Raw genomic sequence first — 18,882 nt, forward strand, 5'->3', positions numbered from 1 at the left:
TAAAACAACTCTCAACAAAAGCTGCTTAACCTTATGGGGGTGTTTTGTTCCCCGCATATCTACAAGCACCCCCACCCATTTATTAAGGAAATTAAACGTGTGTAACATCAAACATATTATCATACAGCCTGCTAAAGATGAGGAATTTTGTTTTTTTACCATTGGCTATGAAGGTAGGTCCCTTGAGAATTATCTTAGTTGTCTCATAGAAAACAATATCAAAACTTTATGTGATGTTCGTAAAAATCCAATAAGTAGAAAACACGGATTTTCAAAAAGACAATTAGAGCAAGCTGTAAGCAACATTGATATTGAATATATGCATATGCCTGAACTTGGAATTGCCTCTGAAAAACGAAGAAATTTGAAAACACAAAAAGATTATGACCGCCTTTTTAAAAATTATCGAAATACAACTCTCAAGAATAATTCTTGTGCAATAAACAAATTATATCAAATGTTTTTAAACAAAAAGCGCGTTGCAATCACCTGTTTTGAAGCCAATGTATGCATGTGTCATAGAGGACAACTCGCATTAGCTCTTACTCAATTGCCTGATTGGAAATATGAAATTAAGCACATCTAAAAAATAAACTTACAGATTTTTTACATATGGGGGTGCTTCTCTTCACAAATGCCTCCAAGCACCCCCACCCTTCTTAACACTTTCAAGTAATGCGTGATTCACGCCACACGTGAATTGCATCTCAATGTAAGGAGAAAAGATATGGCGCCTCGTCCAGCTGCTATAACGCAACCAGCCATTGCACGCGCTTTAAGAGAAGCTAAAAAACAAGGTTGTGAACTCGTAGAAATCAAACCTACCGGTGAACTGCTTATCTATCTTAAATCCGATATTCCAATACCAAATTCAGTTAACCACCCAGACAAACTTTTAGATTTGTCAAAGAATGAATATTACGAAACCGCACTCTCTAAGATGTAAAATACCATGCCTAAACCACGTCCTCCTCATCTCGTTAAACAAATTACTCAACATGGCAAAATTGTATGGTATGTACGTATTGGTCATGGCAAACGCATTAGAATACGCGGTACCTATGGAACGCAAGAGTTTGTTGACAACTACAAAAGCGCACTTGCCGAGTTACAAGGACTTATACTTCCTAAATCAAAAACCGGTAAACTTGTTGAAGGTTCATTTGCATGGCTGCTTAAACAATACTTTAACAGCTCTAATTGGCATAGCTACTCTAATACTACAAAGAAACAAAAAGAATACATTCTTATGAAGATATGCGACTCCATAGGAAATATTCCATACCAAGCAATTGAAAAGAAACATATCATAGCCGGTGTTGAACGGCGCAAAGAAACACCAGCAATGGCTAGAAACTTTCTGAAAGCCCTTAATGGACTTTTTAATTGGGCAATTGATCAAGGTCTTTTGGAAAATAATCCAACTTTAGGCGTCAAAAAACCTCCTCTTAAAAATAAAAGCGGCTTTCCTGTTTGGACAGAAGAAGATGTTGAGAAATATTATCAAAGATGGTCCCATGGTACCCATGAACGCGTTTGGATTGATATTCTTCTGTATACGGGCTTACGTCGTGGTGATGCGGTTCGCATTGGCTGGAAAGATGTCAAAGACAATATTATTCATCTCAAAACAGAGAAAAGTAAATTCCAAACAGATGTCTTTCTACCTATTTTACCGGAATTAGCCAAAACGCTTGAAGCTGGTCCTATTGGAACAGAAACTTTCATCTGTAGTAAAACTAATCAAAAACTCTCCAAAGAAAGCTTTGGCGATACATTTAGAGACGCTTGTAATGCTGCTGGAATTAAAAAATCGGCGCATGGATTAAGAAAATTAGCAGCAACACGCGCAGCTAACTCTGGTGCAACAGTATCACAACTCAAAGCAATTTTTGGCTGGACAAATGATGCTATGGCATCTCTTTACACAAAGAGCGCAGACCGTAAAAGGTTAGCTATAGAGGCGATAAAAAAGCTTCAAAAAGATGAGGGATAGAGGCAAAAAAACTCAATAGAATCAAGATTCACCTATTCCCCCATATTAGACATAACTATTTTATTTTACTTGCTTTTTATATACCATTCACGGACACCACCGTGAAATGAGTTTGGGAGCGTTGAGAGATATTTTTTTAAAACAAACTCATGAATGAGTAACACGATAATGTTCTATCGCATGCATTCTATTCTCATGAGAATTTTGATAAATATTTTTAATGTATACGTTATTATTTATTTTAGTTTTTTTGACGGTACAGAATTTATAAATAAAAAAGATATTCCCAATATATCTCTTAATTATTGTAAATTAGCATTTCTTTTTAAGGTATTTTTTACCATACTAGGTGCCCAAAAATCTTTACTTCCAAAAAATTAAAATCTTTAAAATTCTCTCTCCTCATCATAATTATTCAGATTTAAAACAAATTTTCCTTGGATACTCAGGCATAATCTTCCATTACTTAAAAGATATGGCTATGGAAACTTTAAAAAGCCATAAAACCCAGCTAAAAAATAATGGCAGATTGATCACTAATTTTACTTTACGCTTTTTTACTTTTTCTAAATTAGACTTTTTCCCATTTTAGATACAAATCAGATAGATACTAACAATACTCTCCCTCCAAGCCTTCATGCCGAAGCTATTATTCGTTAAGAAAACACTGAATCATCTCGAATTTATTTCAAGCTGCTGCTGCATTAAAGTGGAATTTTAATTTATAAGTAACAAAAAGCACAAGCTTTATCAGGAAATACGATCCCCCTCCAAAAAGTCCAGTTATGGATTGAAAGATGCTCCAGCTCCTAACAAGATATTGTATTAACTGCAAGACCACCTTTACTTGTCTCTTTATAGCGTTCACTCATATCATGACCAGTCTGGCGCATTGTTTCTATACAAGCATCAAGAGAAACAAAATGATCTCCATTACCATATAACGCAAGAGAAGAAGCCGTTACCGCCTTAACAGCTCCCATTGCATTACGCTCAATACAAGGAACTTGTACAAGACCTGCAACAGGATCACATGTCATTCCCAAATGATGTTCAAGCGCAATTTCTGCCGCATTTTCAATTTGAGCTGGTGTTCCACCTAACGCTGCGGTCAACCCTGCTGCGGCCATTGAAGATGCCGTTCCAACTTCACCTTGACACCCAACTTCTGCACCAGAAATAGAGGCATTATGTTTGATAACACCGCCTATAGCTGCTGCCGTTAATAGAAAATTATGTATTCCCTCTCGATCTGAATCATCATTAAATTGAAGATAATAACGCAAAACTGCTGGGATAACACCGGCTGCCCCATTTGTTGGGGCTGTAACAACACGACCACCTGCTGCATTTTCCTCATTGACTGCTATGGCATATACCGAAAGCCAATCATTTGCCCAAAGTGGATAATTGTGATTTTTCTTTTGATTTTTCAAAAGCGTTTCATGCAGCTTTTTAGCACGCCTTAGAACACGCAATCCACCAGGCAACTCACCTTCTTGTGAAAGACCTCTATCAATGCAATTTGTCATCGCTGAAAAAATTTCATCAAGCCCTGTATCAAGAGAAGAACGCTCTATCTTTGTTTCTTCATTTAAGCGCTTCATTTCAGCAATTGAAAGTCCTGATTTTTCTGCCATTGATAACATTGTACAAGCAGAATCAAATGGATATGGCACCTCAAATGCTTCTGGTTGTATATTATCATTTATATGGCTTAATTCATCCTCAGTCACAACAAAGCCACCACCGATAGAATAATAAATCTGCCGCAACAGAACATTCCCATCAGTATTAAGTCCTTCAAAGGCCAGTCCATTTGTATGTCCAGGGAGGATTTGCTTTCGTTCAAAAATAAGATCATGCTGCACATCAAACTGATAAGCGGGATGGCCTTCTGGTTGCACTTTTTTTTCACGTATAACTTTTTCTAACAACCCCCCCATGCTATCAGGATCAACAGTAGAAGCTTTTTCTCCTAAAAGTCCTAATATGATAGCCCTATCTGTTGCATGACCAATACCCGTGAAAGCTAAAGAACCATAAAGATAAACACGTATACGAGAAACTTGAATATCAGACGACTGAGAAAAATCTCCTATCTTTTGCAAAAACATATTAGCAGCTGTCATCGGCCCCATCGTATGTGAGCTGGAAGGACCAATCCCAATTTTAAAAAGTTCAAAAACAGATAGAAACACGTATCACCTCAAAACTATAGTACAGCTTGAGCATATATGCTTTTTCATAACGTTTGTCCCGTTTAAAATCAAATTGCGAGATAAACTAAAAAAATGACAGCAATAAACACGAATGTCGCTCGTCTTGCTACCACCCAGCACTTTCTCTCTATAGTGTTTTCCATTAAGCCAACCTTCAAAAAACGGACAATGCCCCTAGAGTCACCGCTCTTAATGTTTCAAATTTAGTAAAATAAGTGTTAATACGCAATATTAAAATTCAATAAGGATGCGAAATTCTTATCGGAAATATTTTTCATAATGCACCGAGTTCTTCAAAACGTATGCTTAATTATATAAAATATTTTATGGGTATGTTTCAATGAAACGTACAAAGTTTTCTAACGATTCTCGTTCTGTCTCAAAATTGTTTTCTGGAGCACTCATATCGCGATAACCAAGTGCCATACCACAGATAATATGGCGATCAGAAGGAATAGATAAAAGCGTACGAATCTGTTTATGATAATCAGCAAAAGCAGCTTGAGGGCAGGTATCTAATCCAAATCCACGTGCAGCTAACATAATGGTCTGCATAAACATACCCAAATCAAGCCAACTCCCCATTTCCATGTCGTGATCCATTGTAAATAAGAGTCCTACAGGTGCATCAAAAAATAAAAAATTTCGCGCCTTTTGATGAAGTATTTTTTCTTCATCACCTTTTTGAATTCCAAGACTCTGATAAAGATCCAAACCAACTTTTCGACGTCTTGAAATATAAGGCTCACGCCACTGATGTGGATAATAACTATATTCACGCTCTCCTTTTACACCTGAAAGAACAAGTTGTGAAAGCTCTTGCCCTACTTTCTGTAATACACTTCCTGTAAGCACAATCACTTGCCATGGCTGAATATTTGTTCCAGATGGTGCACGTGCTGCAAGTTTTAAGATTTCTTTGATTGTTTCCAAACTAACTGGCTGATCAGTAAAAGCGCGAATTGACTTTCGTGACAAAATAGATTGAAAAACACTCATAGGAGAAACTGCCATTGTTTTTACTTTCTTTATGAAAAATAATTTTTTTGCTTATCAAGGACAATATACTGCGAAAATACCTTCGCAGCTTTTTTCGAACACTCTATTTCTTTAAATAACTCACACATTTCACGTAGTGTTAAAGATTCCCCTTAGAGATAGTATAACCTATCTCTTTTAATAGAAAGAAAATTGTCTAAAAGCAGATGAAATAAATTTTATAATCAATGATTAACCCCCAACTCCGCTAAGCTCTCAAAAAAACTCTCCTCAATTCGTTCCAAATCCTGTAGAAGATCATCAATATCATGCTGCATCTGCTTTAAATCAGCTCGTTTTTTATGAATTCCTGCAATTAACTTCTTAAGCTTTTTCTCATCATCAGGTGGTTTTTCAACCATTGTCAACATATCAGATATTTCAGACAACGAAAATTTAACTCTTTTAGCACGCAGTATTTGTTTTAACTTATGACGATCCGTTTGTGTATAAAGCCGTGTATTTCCACGCCGAAAAGGAATTAGAAGCCCCTCTTCTTCATAATAACGCAAAGTCCGAGCTGTTATTGAAAACTCACGTGTTAATTTTCCAATTGAATAATATTCGTACATTTTTTCATTCTGTCTTCATAGATCACATTGTGATAAGAAATATGTCTATTTTTTATAATACTTAGTGAGTAACGTAATCTCTACTCTCCTACATTCTAATTTAGAAGAAGATACATTCTTGTCATACAAGTATTGTATAGTAGAGGATCAATTATTTTTTAGATTACAGAAAAGACTATCGATCTTTCATTATAAGTCCTTTAAAATCTTTATAGAAGATATCAATCAACAATTTTCCTAAAATTCAAAATCAATCATTATTTTATTTGTAGATAATCAACTATTTTCCTTGAACATGGCTTTTGAGTTTCAAATAATTACAAAACAATAAGCTAGTAAAGATGTTAAAAATAACTATCGCCTTATAATTTTTGATATTTTTTAGGAAAAGATGCAACTTCTGCATTTCGAGATAAAAAAACGTCTGAATATAAAGTTCAGACGTTTTTTTATTATGTGATGTTATATTTAAATTACTCAGCAACGGCGCCGGTTGTCATATTTGTCAACATAGCCTTAGCCACTTCGTTATTACTAGACTTACGCTGCTCATCTACAATCAAATCATCACGAACGGCAGCAATACGACGGATTTGAGAAATCGTACCACCCGTACCTGCTGGAATAAGACGACCGACAATAACGTTCTCTTTAAGTCCTTGCAAAGTATCAATTTTACCAGAAACTGCTGCTTCAGTAAGAACACGTGTTGTTTCCTGAAACGATGCCGCCGAAATGAAAGAAGGCGTTTGAAGAGAAGCTTTTGTAATTCCAAGAAGAATGGGATTACCAGATGCAGGTTTCTTCCCTTCTGCAATCAAATTATCATTGATTTCATCAAGTTCAATACGATCAACATTATCACCTGAAATATAACCAGAATCTCCAGATTCAGTAATTTCAACTTTTTGCAACATTTGACGAACAATCACTTCAATGTGCTTGTCATTAATAAGAACTCCCTGCAAACGATAAACCTCCTGAATCTCATTAACAAGATAAGATGCCAAAGCTTCAACCCCCTTAATCGCCAATATATCATGAGGTGCTGGATTACCATCAAGGATATAATCTCCCTTTTCAATTTGATCACCTTCTTGGAAGTGAAACAACTTACCTTTTGGAATCAAATATTCTACTGCCTCAAGAGTTTCATCATTTGGTTCAATAATGATACGACGTTTATTCTTATAACCACGGCCGAATCGAATCGTGCCACTTACTTCAGCAATAATCGCATGATCCTTTGGACGACGCGCTTCAAAAAGCTCAGCCACACGTGGTAAACCACCCGTAATATCTTTCGTCTTGGCACTTTCCATCGGCAAACGAGCAATAACATCACCAGCCTTAACATGAGCACCAAGCTCAACAGAAAGAATAGTTTCCACTGACATCATATAACGGGCTTCACCTCCCTTATACAATTTAGCAATGGATTCACCTTCTTTATCTGCGTGGATAATAATGGCTGGTTTAAGATCCGCACCACGTGGATTAGCGCGCCAATCAATCACCAAACGCTTCGTAATACCCGTAGATTCATCAGCTGTTTCAGTGACAGATAAACCATCAATCATATCTTCAAAACCCACATAGCCTTCAACTTCCGTTAAAATTGGACGTGTGTAAGGATCCCATTCTGCTATACGTTGGCCACGTTTAACCACATCACCATCATCAACAAAAATATGGGCACCATAGCTAACACGGTGTACAACGCGCTCTTTTCCTAACTCATCCTTGATAAGGATAGCCATATTACGCCCCATAACAACCAAATGGCCTTCAGAGTTACGAACCACATTACGATTACGAATCTCCACCTTACCTTCATAAGATGCCTCTAAATACGATGAATCAACAACCTGCGCAGTCCCTCCTAAGTGGAAAGTACGCATAGTAAGCTGTGTTCCCGGCTCACCAATGGATTGAGCAGCAATAACACCAACGGCTTCTCCCTGATTAACAGGTGTTCCACGCGCCAAATCACGACCATAGCATTTTGCACAAACACCAAGACGTGTTTCACATGTTAAAGCAGAACGAATTTGAACAGATTGAATTCCAGCTTCTTCAATCTTCGCGACATCAGCTTCCTCAATCATCGCTCCACCTTCAAGGATAACCTCTCCAGAGACAGGATGTAGAATATCAACAAGCGCTGTACGACCAAGAATCCTTTGCCCAAGTGAGGCAACAATTTGTCCTGCATCAACAATTGGCTGCATGGTAAGCCCTTTTGCGGTACCACAATCAACTGCCGAAATAATAGCATCCTGTGCAACATCAACAAGACGCCGTGTTAAATAACCAGAGTTCGCCGTCTTTAACGCAGTATCAGCAAGTCCTTTACGTGCACCATGCGTGGAATTGAAGTATTCATTAACAGTTAGACCTTCTTTAAAATTTGAAATAATGGGGGTTTCAATAATTTCACCCGATGGTTTTGCCATTAATCCACGCATACCAGCCAATTGTCTCATCTGGTTAGCAGAACCACGTGCTCCAGAATGCGACATCATATAGATCGAATTCATCGGCCGTTGACGACCTGTTTTAGGATCAAAATCGACGGCTTGAATACGTTTCATCATTTCATCTGCAACGCGATCTGTACATTTACCCCAAGCATCTACAACCTTATTGTATTTTTCACCTTGTGTAATCAAACCATCATTATATTGCTGTTCGTACTCCTTAGCCAAAGCTTCTGTCTCTGCAACTAAACGCGACTTACTATCAGGAATAACCATATCATCCTTACCGAATGAAATTCCTGCACGACAAGCATAAGAAAAGCCAAGCTGCATAATACGGTCACAAAAAATAACCGTCTCTTTTTGTCCACAGTGCCGATAAACATGATCAATCATTTTAGAAATGTTCTTTTTCGTCATTTCTTGATTGACAATATCAAATGAGATATCCGAATTCCTTGGCAAAAGCTCACCGATAATCAAACGACCAGGTGTTGTATCATAAAGTTTAGAAACTTCTTTTCCATCCTTCCCCATATTCTTAACACGGCCTTTAATCTTCGTATGAAGCGTTACAACCTTATTTTCCAAGGCATAATGAAGCTCACCTATGTCAGAAAAAGCCATTCCTTCACCTGGTTCTTTTTCAGAAACAATTGAAAGATAATAAAGACCAAGAACCATATCCTGTGAGGGAACAATAATTGGGGCACCATTGGCCGGATGAAGAATATTATTGGTAGACATCATCAAAACACGGGCTTCAAGCTGTGCTTCAAGAGAAAGCGGAACGTGAACCGCCATCTGATCTCCATCAAAATCCGCATTAAAAGCAGTACACACCAGTGGATGAAGTTGAATAGCTTTGCCTTCAATTAAAATAGGTTCAAAAGCCTGAATCCCCAAACGGTGCAATGTTGGCGCACGGTTGAGTAAAACAGGGTGTTCACGAATAACCTCATCCAAGATATCCCAAACTTCCGGATGTTCTTTTTCAACAAGCTTCTTTGCCTGCTTTACCGTTGATGAATAGCCTTTTGCATCAAGCCGCGCATAAATAAAAGGCTTAAACAATTCAAGAGCCATTTTTTTCGGAAGACCGCATTGATGCAATTTTAATTCAGGTCCCGTCACGATAACAGAACGCCCTGAGTAATCAACACGCTTCCCAAGTAAGTTCTGACGAAAACGTCCTTGCTTGCCCTTCAACATATCTGATAGAGACTTGAGAGGACGTTTATTGGCTCCAGTAATCACACGCCCACGCCGTCCATTATCAAACAATGCATCAACAGCTTCTTGTACCATACGCTTTTCATTGCGCACGATAATTCCAGGAGCACGCAATTCAATCAGCCGTTTCAAGCGGTTATTACGATTAATAACACGCCGATAAAGATCATTCAGATCTGATGTCGCAAAACGCCCACCATCAAGCGGAACCAATGGACGCAAATCCGGTGGAATAACCGGAATTGTTTTCATAATCATCCACTCTGGCTTATTTCCAGATTCAAGAAAATTTTCAACGATTTTAAGCCGTTTAATCAGTTTTTTCTGCTTTAACTCTGAAGTTGTTTCAGCTAATTCGAGACGCAAATCATTGGCGATTTTATTTAACTCCATACCAGCTAAAAGCTCGTAAATAGCTTCAGCGCCAATCATAGCTGTAAACTGATCTTCTCCAAACTCATCAATAGCAAGCATATATTCTTCTTCAGAAAGAAGCTGATGGAGCTTAAGAGATGTCAACCCTGGTTCGGTTACAATATAATTCTCAAAATAAAGAACCCGCTCAATATCTTTTAAAGTTAAATCTAAAAGTGTAGAAATACGACCTGGTAATGATTTAAGAAACCATATATGCGCAACAGGTGCCGCAAGTTCAATATGCCCCATACGCTCACGACGCACGCGCGAAAGAGTAACCTCTACACCGCATTTTTCACAAATAATGCCCTTATACTTCATGCGTTTATATTTGCCACATAGACATTCATAGTCTTTAATAGGGCCAAATATACGTGCACAAAAAAGACCATCACGCTCTGGTTTAAAAGTCCTATAATTAATAGTCTCAGGCTTCTTAATCTCACCATAAGACCAGGACAAAATTTTCTCAGGACTCGCAATAGAAATACGAATAGAGTCAAATGTCTGCGCTGGCGCTTGAGGATTGAAAAGATTCATGACCTCGTGGTTCATGCTGTTCTCCTTCAAAGATTCTTAGAACCTGTTGTAATATCTCATTTATTTTATAACAGATCTTCTTTAAAATACATTTACTTTTAAAAATGACCTGTATAACCTTAATAAGGTTATTGAGCCTCTTAAAGTAATCAGAGCGCAGCCTTTTTCTACTGCGCTCTTTGAATTATTATTCTGCTGTATCAGACAATGCCCGCTGTGCAATAAATTCACGCGCATCATCAAGCTCCACATTAAGAGCAAGTGAGCGCATTTCTTTTACCAACACATTAAAGCTTTCGGGTATACCCGCCTCAAATGTATCATCACCACGCACAATTGCCTCATAGACTTTCGTTCGACCGGCCACGTCATCAGATTTTACTGTTAGCATCTCCTGCAAAGTGTATGCAGCACCATAAGCTTCAAGTGCCCAAACCTCCATTTCACCAAAACGCTGACCACCAAACTGTGCCTTACCTCCTAATGGCTGCTGCGTAACAAGTGAATAGGGACCAATAGAACGTGCATGAATCTTATCATCAACAAGGTGATGCAATTTCAACATGTAAATATATCCTACCGTTACTCGACGATCAAAAGGTTCTCCAGTACGACCATCATAAAGCGTAACTTGCCCTGAACTATCTAAGCCTGCGTCCTCCAGCATCATGTTAATATCAGACTCATGTGCTCCATCAAAAACAGGCGTTGCAATTGAAACCCCTTTCTTCATCTGTAATGCCAATTTGTAAAGGCTTTCATTATCATACTGACGGACTGGTTCATTTTGATTATCATCAGGCATAAGATTTTCAATACGCTGACGCAACGGCAATATATCCCCAGTCTCTTGATACAATTCTAACAAATCACCAATCTTCTTGCCCATCCCCGCACATGCCCAACCAAGATGCGTCTCAAGAATTTGTCCAACATTCATACGACTAGGCACACCAAGTGGATTCAAAACGATATCAGCATGGGTCCCATCTTCAAGAAATGGCATATCTTCTACGGGAAGAATACGTGAAACAACACCCTTATTCCCGTGACGTCCCGCCATCTTATCACCTGGTTGGATTTTCCGCTTCACAGCCACAAAAACCTTCACCATTTTCATGACACCAGGAGGCATTTCATCACCTCTTTGGACCTTTTCAACTTTATCCATAAAGCGACGTTGTAATGCTTCTTTTGATTCATCATATTGCTTGCGCAAAGTTTCAATTTCATTTTGAAGCTTCTCATCCTCAACAGCAAATTGCCACCACTGGGATCGTGGATAATGCCCCATTACTGTACTATCAAGCTTTTTACTGCCCGAAAAGCCTTTCGGACCTTCTACAGCAACTTTACCTGTCAACATATCGGTAAGGCGCGCATAAACATTGCGATCAAGAATAGACTGTTCATCATCACGGTCTTTTGCTAAACGCTCAATTTCTTCACGCTCAATTGCCATCGCACGTTCATCTTTTTCCACGCCATGGCGATTAAAAACGCGAACTTCAACAACAGTACCAAAAGTTCCAGGAGGCATACGCATAGAAGTATCACGAACATCGGATGCCTTTTCCCCAAAAATTGCACGCAGAAGCTTTTCTTCTGGCGTCATGGGACTTTCACCTTTTGGGGTAATCTTTCCAACTAAAATATCACCTGGTTGAACTTCAGCACCAATATAAATTATGCCAGCTTCATCAAGATTTCTTAACGCTTCTTCCGCAACATTAGGAATGTCGCGCGTAATTTCCTCAGGCCCAAGTTTTGTATCGCGTGCTGCAACTTCAAATTCCTCAATATGAATTGAAGTAAAAACATCATCAGCAACAATGCGCTCGGATAACAAAATAGAATCTTCATAATTGTATCCATTCCAAGGCATAAAGGCTACGAGAACATTCCGACCAAGAGCTAAATCACCAAGATCCGTGGATGGACCATCTGCAATGATATCACCTTTCTCTATCCTATCACCGACATGTACAAGAGGACGCTGATTAATACAAGTGGACTGATTAGAACGCTGAAATTTCTGTAGGCGGTAAATATCAACCCCTGATTTTGAAGGATCTAAATCTTCTGTTGCACGGATAACAATACGGGTAGCATCGACTTGATCAACAACACCACTACGTTTTGCACTCACAGCAGCTCCTGAATCGCGTGCAACAATGGCCTCCATTCCTGTCCCAACAAATGGCGCTTCGGCGCGGACAAGAGGAACTGCCTGACGCTGCATGTTCGATCCCATAAGCGCACGATTCGCATCATCATTTTCCAAAAAAGGAATAAGCGCTGCTGCAACTGAAACCAATTGTTTTGGTGAAACATCCATCAAATCAACATGATCACGCGGCGCCATTAAAACTTCACCAGCATGACGGCAAACAACAAACTCTTCTGTAAAACGACCTTCACTATCTAATGAAGAATTAGCTTGAGCAACATAATGCTTTGCTTCTTCCATCGCTGAAAGATAAATAACTTCTTTTGTGACTTTTCCATCAACAATTTTTCGATATGGGCTTTCAATAAAGCCATATTTGTTAACTCGCGCAAATGTTGCTAAGGAGTTAATGAGACCAATATTGGGGCCTTCTGGTGTTTCAATCGGACAAATACGACCATAATGCGTAGGATGTACGTCACGAACTTCAAAACCCGCCCGTTCACGAGTCAAACCACCTGGACCAAGAGCAGAAAGACGGCGCTTATGGGTAATCTCCGACAATGGATTAGTTTGATCCATAAACTGCGACAATTGTGAAGACCCAAAAAACTCACGAACTGCAGCAGCAGCAGGCTTTGCATTGATCAAATCCTGTGGCATAACTGTATCAATTTCAACCGATGACATGCGCTCTTTTATCGCACGCTCCATACGAAGAAGACCAATGCGATATTGATTTTCCATCAATTCTCCAACGGAACGAACGCGACGGTTGCCAAGATTATCAATATCATCAATTTCGCCACGACCATCACGCAATTCAACCAACATCTTAACAACAGCAAGAATATCCTCTTGGCGTAAAATGCGAACTGTGTCTGGACAATCAAGATCCATACGCAAATTCATCTTAACACGCCCAACGGCTGAAAGATCATAACGCTCTGGATCAAAAAACAATGAATGGAACATTGCTTCTGCTGTATCGATTGTTGGGGGCTCACCTGGACGCATCACTCGGTAAATATCAAATAACGCATCCTGTCGACTTTCATTTTTATCCACCTTTAAAGTATTGCGGATATAAGCGCCAATATTCATATGATCAATATCAAGGATATTGATTTGATCAGCACTAACATCAAGCAAAATTTTTAATACTTTTTCGTCAATTTCATCACCAGCTTCAAGGTAAATTTCACCTGTTTCGTAATTGACGATATCTTCGGCTAGATAACAACCTAATAAATCATCTTCACTAACTTTAACCGCTTTAAGTCCTTTTTCTGCCAAAGACTTCGCAGTACGAACTGTTAATTTTTTACCAGCCTCCGCGACGACTTCACCACTATCTGCATCTATAAGGTCAGAAATGAGCTTCATTCCTTTAAAGCGATCAACAGAATAAGGAACTCGCCATCCTTCTCCATCACGCTCATAAGTCACTTTATCATAAAACGTCGATAAAATATCCGACGCATCCATACCTAGTGCCATCAAAAGACTAGTAACAGGAATCTTGCGCCGCCGATCAATACGCGCATAAATAATGTCCTTAGCATCAAACTCAATATCAAGCCAAGAACCACGATACGGAATAACACGAGCAGCAAAAAGAAGCTTTCCTGATGAATGGGACTTTCCTTTATCATGGTCAAAAAAGACACCAGGAGAACGATGCATCTGCGAAACAATAACACGTTCCGTACCATTAACAATAAAGGTACCATTCGTCGTCATTAAAGGCATATCGCCCATATAAACGCCTTGCTCTTTAATGTCTTTGATATCTTTGGAGCCGGTATCCTCATCAACATCAAAAACAATCAAACGTAATATGACCTTTAATGGGGCAGCATAAGTTAAATCACGTTGACGGCACTCTTCAACATCAAATTTCGGTAAATCAAATTCATAACCAACAAACTCAAGCATAGCTGTACCGGAAAAATCTGAAATAGGAAAAACCGATTTAAAAACAGCTTGCAAACCTTCATCTGGTCGTCCACCTTTCGGTTCCTCAACCATGAGAAACTGATCGTATGACGCTTTTTGAACCTCAATAAGATTCGGCATTTCTGCTACTTCAGGAATCTTACCAAAAAATTTACGTACGCGCTTACGACCATTGAATTGAGACATCATTGCGTGAGTCTGAGCCATCGTCGCTCCTTGATCTTTACTCTTCAAGGTAGACCAACCTTGAAAGCCTTATATCATTAACCTGCATATGCAGACCAGTTCACTTGACACTCAACAATGAGCATCATTAACTTTCCCCACCAACATAAGCCATTTTTATCTCTTGACTCTATGATGAAGGGATGGGTAGTGCAAACCTATCCCATTACTGTTACAAAACCGTTGGAAAAAGGTTTTTTACTCATTATTTTCCCTCTTTGTATTGAGAGAAAGAAAATCGGCGAACATAAATGCCCGCCGATAAAATTAAATTTACTTAAGTTCCACTTTAGCACCAGCAGCTTCAAGTTGAGATTTAATTTTTTCTGCTTCTTCTTTAGAAGCACCCTCTTTAATAGGCTTAGGTGCCCCTTCAACCAGATCTTTAGCTTCTTTAAGACCAAGTCCAGTAAGAGCACGAACTTCCTTAATAACATTAATTTTTTGCGCACCACCTTCAACAAGAATAACATCAAATTCTGTTTTTTCTTCAGCAGCTGGAGCAGCAGCACCAGCAACAGCAGCGACAGCTACAGGAGCAGCAGCCGAAACTCCCCACTTTTCTTCAAGTAACTTAGAAAGCTCAGCGGCTTCCAAAAGGGTTAGATTAGAAAGGTCTTCTACGATCTTCTCTAGATCAGCCATTTTTAAATTCCTTCAATTAAAAGATTTGAACCATTATTAAATTTTATCCAAAAAAACAGAACAGCCTTAAGCCGCCTTATCCTCCTGAGCATATGCGCTAATGACACGTGCAACCTGACTAGCTGGGGCATTAACAACCTGTGCAATACGGGTCGCAGGGGTAGAAATCATACCCACAAGTTTTGCACGCAACTCGTTTAATGAAGGCAATGAAGCCAATGACTTCACAGCATCTACAGTTAAACTTGTTGCCCCCATTGAACCGCCAAGGATGACAAATTTGTCATTGCTTTTCGCAAAATCAACAGCAACTTTCGGTGCTGTGATCGGATCTTCTGAATAAGCAATAAGTGTCTGTCCAGTAAACAAACCCACTATCGATTCAGATTCCGTGCCCTGAAGAGCGATTTTAGCAAGACGGTTTTTGGCGACTTTAACGGCACCGCCAGCTTCACCCATTTTCGAACGTAGATCATTCATCTGTGAAACTGTCAGACCGGAATAATGTGCAACAACAACAGAACCAGACTTCCGAAAAGCCTCGTTAAGCCATGTAACAAATTCGCGTTTTTCCGCTCTATTCACTGTCTCTCTCCATTTAACAGATTTGCTTAAAACAAACCTATTGGTTACCTTTGATAACATAAAATACTTCATGTCACCGATGAGGATCCTGTCCCCTTTTTCACGCACAGCGTTCAAAGGCAACCTTGGCTCAAACCCTTTAAGTCTTTTAACTCTCAGTTTTTACCCCAGTCTCATGCAGGTTTTTTTGATTAAGATACTTAAAAGCATCACCTACAATCTCGGACAGGATATTCCGGAATTTCTCCCGGCATAACCTAAGCTCTATAAAGCTTAGATAGCTAAATGCTGATCAAAACCAGCATTTTAAATACAATTTTGATATTCACATACCCAAAAACAAAATTATAAATCAGCTTATACTAACTCTGAACGAACTGTTGCTGGATCAACTTTAATACCAATTCCCATAGTCGAAGAAACAGCAACGCGCTTAATATACTCACCTTTTGCACCTTGCGGTTTGGCTTTAATAACTGCACTTGCAAAGGCCTTTATATTTTCTACAATTTTTTCAACACCAAAAGAAGCCTTACCAATACCAGCATGCACAATACCAGCTTTTTCCACACGAAACTCAACAGCACCACCTTTAGAAGCTTTGACAGCACCGACAACATCAAGTGTTACAGTACCAACTTTCGGATTCGGCATCAAACTCCGCGGACCAAGAATCTTACCAAGACGACCAACAAGAGGCATCATGTCTGGTGTTGCAATACAACGATCGAAGTCTATAGTCCCTCCATTAATGCTTTCAAACAAATCTTCAGCCCCTACAATATCAGCTCCTGCCGCCTTAGCTTCCTCAGCCTTATCCCCACGAGCAAAAACGGCAACACGAATATTTCTCCCTGTTCCATTAGGCAAATGAGCAACTCCTCGAACCATTTGATCAGCATGACGAGGATCAACACCCAAGTTCATTGAAATTTCGATTGTTTCATCAAACTTAGCAACTGCACGCTCCTTAACCATTGAAACGGCATCTTTCAAAGCGTAAAGTTCATTAAAATCAATATCTTTTCGGATATTTTTTATTCTTTTTGCTACTTTTGCCATAATATTACCCCACCACTTCCAAGCCCATCGAGCGAGCAGAACCTTCAACCATACGCATTGCTGCCTCAATGTCATTCGCATTAAGATCTTGCATCTTTGATTCCGCAATCGAACGAATTTTATCACGAGAAATGCTTCCTACAGACACTTTACCAGGCTCTTTTGAACCAGATTTCAGGTTTGCCTCCTTCTTTAAAAAGAATGATACAGGAGGCGTCTTGAGAGAAAATGTGAAAGACTTATCTTGGTAATACGTAATAACCACTGGAATCGGTGCTCCCTTTTCCATTTCTTGTGTAGCTGCATTAAACGCCTTACAAAATTCCATGATATTAATACCGCGCTGCCCAAGAGCTGGACCAATCGGTGGAGATGGAGTAGCAGCTCCTGCAGGAACCTGCAACTTAAGCTGACCTATACTTTTTTTTGCCATAACAATCTGCCTTTAATTTCACTGGTATACTGACAATTTATCTTGCCCGCTACCCGCTGCAGTCACGTGGTTCGGATCATTAAGCCGACAAAAGCCATAAATCACCTCCCACTCCTTCCTTAAAGTAATTAAAACTACTCTAAGTTTAATCAGAGTTTTTCAACCTGACCAAATTCCAAATCAACAGGCGTAGGACGCCCAAAAATAAGCACTTCAACCTTAAGACGAGAGCGCTCTTCTTCAACCTCTTGAACAATTCCATTAAACGAAACAAAAGGACCATCAGCAACGCGAACTTGCTCTCCAACCTCAAACAATACAGAAGACTTTGGAGACTCAACCCTTTCTTGAACTTGTTTGAGAATTTGCTCAACCTCTCGATCAGAAATGGGAACAGGACGCGCATCCGACCCTAAAAAACCTGTCACTTTAGGCGTATTCTTAATAAGATGATAAACTTCATCTGTTAACTCAGCACGAACAAGAACATAACCAGGAAAAAATTTTCGCTCAGCATCAACTTTTCGCCCACGACGAACCTCTACAACACGCTCTGTTGGAACAAAAATCTTTTCAAAAAGATGATCAAGTCCTTTTTGCTTTGCTTCCTTATCAATAGCTTCCGCTACTTTCTTTTCAAAATTTGAATATGCCTGAACAATATACCAACGAGCTGCCACAGTCACACTTCCTTACATTCTCAACTAAAAAGATATTTCAGAAGATCAATAACCCGCCAAACACCAAAATGCATAACCTGATCCACAATAAAAAAGAAAGCTGAAGCCAACGCAGTTACCAACAAAACCATAACAGTAGAAATAACCGTCTCACGACGTGTAGGCCATTTCACTTTAATTGTTTCTGCATAAACCTGCTTAAAAAAGGTAATCGGATTGGTTTTAGATGCCATCGTCACACTATACTCTCTCTAGCCCTATTGTGTTTTATAAAACAAAAATAAACAGAAAAAAATGCAAAAGCCAACTTTCGACTTATGCAATTTCCTTACTTCCTATTCAATACCGTTTCATACACAAAAAAACAAGCCCTATATCAAAAAAAGCGAAAAAGGCAGCAAAATCCACTCCCTTATATGAAAAACTCTATTCCCCTTTGGCAGGGGCAGCAGGACTTGAACCCGCGACCTGCGGTTTTGGAGACCGCCGCTCTACCAACTGAGCTATACCCCTAACTCTCAAAACTAAAACACTTTTAACATCCCTTTAACAAGCATTATTTATTCAATGATCTTAGAGACGATACCGGCACCAACAGTACGACCACCTTCACGAATAGCAAAAC

The 18,882-nt window shown here is 39.2% G+C and carries 14 protein-coding genes, 1 tRNA gene and 1 pseudogene; 3 read left to right on the top strand and 13 right to left on the bottom strand.

Annotated elements, in window-relative coordinates; all coding sequences use genetic code 11:
- Nucleotides 1-97 precede the first annotated feature (97 nt).
- The 3 genes from ACFIJR_RS08040 to ACFIJR_RS08050 all read left to right on the top strand — a co-directional run bounded on the left by ACFIJR_RS08040 (nt 98) and on the right by ACFIJR_RS08050 (nt 1,996).
- Nucleotides 98-586: a DUF488 family protein gene (locus ACFIJR_RS08040; protein ID WP_375653956.1), complete on the top strand. Its 489-nt coding sequence runs from the start codon at nt 98-100 to the stop codon at nt 584-586.
- A 141-nt stretch (nt 587-727) separates the two neighbouring features.
- Nucleotides 728-946, top strand: a complete 219-nt coding sequence (locus ACFIJR_RS08045) for a hypothetical protein (RefSeq protein WP_012755083.1) — start codon at nt 728-730, stop codon at nt 944-946.
- A 6-nt stretch (nt 947-952) separates the two neighbouring features.
- A complete protein-coding gene (locus ACFIJR_RS08050) occupies nt 953-1,996 on the top strand; it encodes a tyrosine-type recombinase/integrase (protein WP_375653957.1) in 1,044 nt (347 codons plus the stop codon).
- Between the two features lie 809 nt (nt 1,997-2,805).
- On the opposite strand, the gene ACFIJR_RS08055 is transcribed toward ACFIJR_RS08050, so the two are convergent.
- From ACFIJR_RS08055 to ACFIJR_RS08115, 13 genes and pseudogenes are all read right to left on the bottom strand, one after another.
- Nucleotides 2,806-4,197: an L-serine ammonia-lyase gene (locus ACFIJR_RS08055; protein WP_375653958.1), complete on the bottom strand. Its 1,392-nt coding sequence runs from the start codon at nt 4,195-4,197 to the stop codon at nt 2,806-2,808.
- Nucleotides 4,198-4,542: 345 nt separating this feature from the next.
- Complete coding sequence (locus ACFIJR_RS08060; protein WP_375626280.1) at nt 4,543-5,232, bottom strand: nitroreductase; 690 nt, start codon at nt 5,230-5,232, stop codon at nt 4,543-4,545.
- 209 nt (nt 5,233-5,441) lie between these two features.
- Complete coding sequence (locus tag ACFIJR_RS08065) at nt 5,442-5,828, bottom strand: MerR family DNA-binding transcriptional regulator (RefSeq protein ID WP_375626282.1); 387 nt, start codon at nt 5,826-5,828, stop codon at nt 5,442-5,444.
- Between the two features lie 473 nt (nt 5,829-6,301).
- Entirely contained in the window at nt 6,302-10,513 is a 4,212-nt protein-coding gene (gene rpoC / locus ACFIJR_RS08070; RefSeq protein ID WP_375626284.1) for a DNA-directed RNA polymerase subunit beta', read from the bottom strand.
- Nucleotides 10,514-10,685: 172 nt separating this feature from the next.
- Nucleotides 10,686-14,834: a DNA-directed RNA polymerase subunit beta gene (gene rpoB, locus ACFIJR_RS08075; RefSeq protein ID WP_375626286.1), complete on the bottom strand. Its 4,149-nt coding sequence runs from the start codon at nt 14,832-14,834 to the stop codon at nt 10,686-10,688.
- A 291-nt stretch (nt 14,835-15,125) separates the two neighbouring features.
- Nucleotides 15,126-15,497, bottom strand: a complete 372-nt coding sequence (gene rplL / locus ACFIJR_RS08080) for a 50S ribosomal protein L7/L12 (protein WP_012755028.1) — start codon at nt 15,495-15,497, stop codon at nt 15,126-15,128.
- 66 nt (nt 15,498-15,563) lie between these two features.
- On the bottom strand, nt 15,564-16,082 hold the full coding sequence (gene rplJ / locus ACFIJR_RS08085) for a 50S ribosomal protein L10 (RefSeq protein ID WP_375627380.1): 519 nt from the start codon (nt 16,080-16,082) through the stop codon (nt 15,564-15,566).
- Nucleotides 16,083-16,439: 357 nt separating this feature from the next.
- On the bottom strand, nt 16,440-17,144 hold the full coding sequence (gene rplA, locus ACFIJR_RS08090; RefSeq protein ID WP_375626290.1) for a 50S ribosomal protein L1: 705 nt from the start codon (nt 17,142-17,144) through the stop codon (nt 16,440-16,442).
- 4 nt (nt 17,145-17,148) lie between these two features.
- Complete coding sequence (gene rplK, locus ACFIJR_RS08095) at nt 17,149-17,577, bottom strand: 50S ribosomal protein L11 (protein ID WP_375626292.1); 429 nt, start codon at nt 17,575-17,577, stop codon at nt 17,149-17,151.
- 149 nt (nt 17,578-17,726) lie between these two features.
- Nucleotides 17,727-18,257 carry a transcription termination/antitermination protein NusG gene (gene nusG, locus ACFIJR_RS08100; RefSeq protein WP_012755024.1) on the bottom strand — a complete coding sequence of 177 codons (531 nt, stop codon included), beginning with the start codon at nt 18,255-18,257 and terminating at the stop codon, nt 17,727-17,729.
- 20 nt (nt 18,258-18,277) lie between these two features.
- Nucleotides 18,278-18,490 carry a preprotein translocase subunit SecE gene (gene secE / locus ACFIJR_RS08105; protein ID WP_375652034.1) on the bottom strand — a complete coding sequence of 71 codons (213 nt, stop codon included), beginning with the start codon at nt 18,488-18,490 and terminating at the stop codon, nt 18,278-18,280.
- 204 nt (nt 18,491-18,694) lie between these two features.
- Nucleotides 18,695-18,770: transfer RNA gene (locus ACFIJR_RS08110), tRNA-Trp, on the bottom strand.
- A gap of 47 nt (nt 18,771-18,817) precedes the next feature.
- Nucleotides 18,818-18,882: pseudogene (locus tag ACFIJR_RS08115) on the bottom strand (elongation factor Tu); the annotation flags it as partial.

Origin of the sequence: Bartonella sp. OD88NMGDW, assembly GCF_042193775.1 — a bacterium.
GTDB classification, from domain to species: domain Bacteria; phylum Pseudomonadota; class Alphaproteobacteria; order Rhizobiales; family Rhizobiaceae; genus Bartonella; species Bartonella grahamii.

What these genes read in the sequence shown, in the direction of transcription:
- ACFIJR_RS08065 (WP_375626282.1), bottom strand. Translation starts at nt 5,828, where the DNA reads ATGTACGAATATTATTCAATTGGAAAATTAACACGTGAGTTTTCAATA.
- rplK (WP_375626292.1), bottom strand. Translation starts at nt 17,577, where the DNA reads ATGGCAAAAAAAAGTATAGGTCAGCTTAAGTTGCAGGTTCCTGCAGGA.
- ACFIJR_RS08045 (WP_012755083.1), top strand. Translation starts at nt 728, where the DNA reads ATGGCGCCTCGTCCAGCTGCTATAACGCAACCAGCCATTGCACGCGCT.
- rpoC (WP_375626284.1), bottom strand. Translation starts at nt 10,513, where the DNA reads ATGAACCACGAGGTCATGAATCTTTTCAATCCTCAAGCGCCAGCGCAG.
- rplL (WP_012755028.1), bottom strand. Translation starts at nt 15,497, where the DNA reads ATGGCTGATCTAGAGAAGATCGTAGAAGACCTTTCTAATCTAACCCTT.
- rpoB (WP_375626286.1), bottom strand. Translation starts at nt 14,834, where the DNA reads ATGGCTCAGACTCACGCAATGATGTCTCAATTCAATGGTCGTAAGCGC.
- secE (WP_375652034.1), bottom strand. Translation starts at nt 18,490, where the DNA reads ATGGCATCTAAAACCAATCCGATTACCTTTTTTAAGCAGGTTTATGCA.
- ACFIJR_RS08060 (WP_375626280.1), bottom strand. Translation starts at nt 5,232, where the DNA reads ATGGCAGTTTCTCCTATGAGTGTTTTTCAATCTATTTTGTCACGAAAG.
- ACFIJR_RS08050 (WP_375653957.1), top strand. Translation starts at nt 953, where the DNA reads ATGCCTAAACCACGTCCTCCTCATCTCGTTAAACAAATTACTCAACAT.
- rplA (WP_375626290.1), bottom strand. Translation starts at nt 17,144, where the DNA reads ATGGCAAAAGTAGCAAAAAGAATAAAAAATATCCGAAAAGATATTGAT.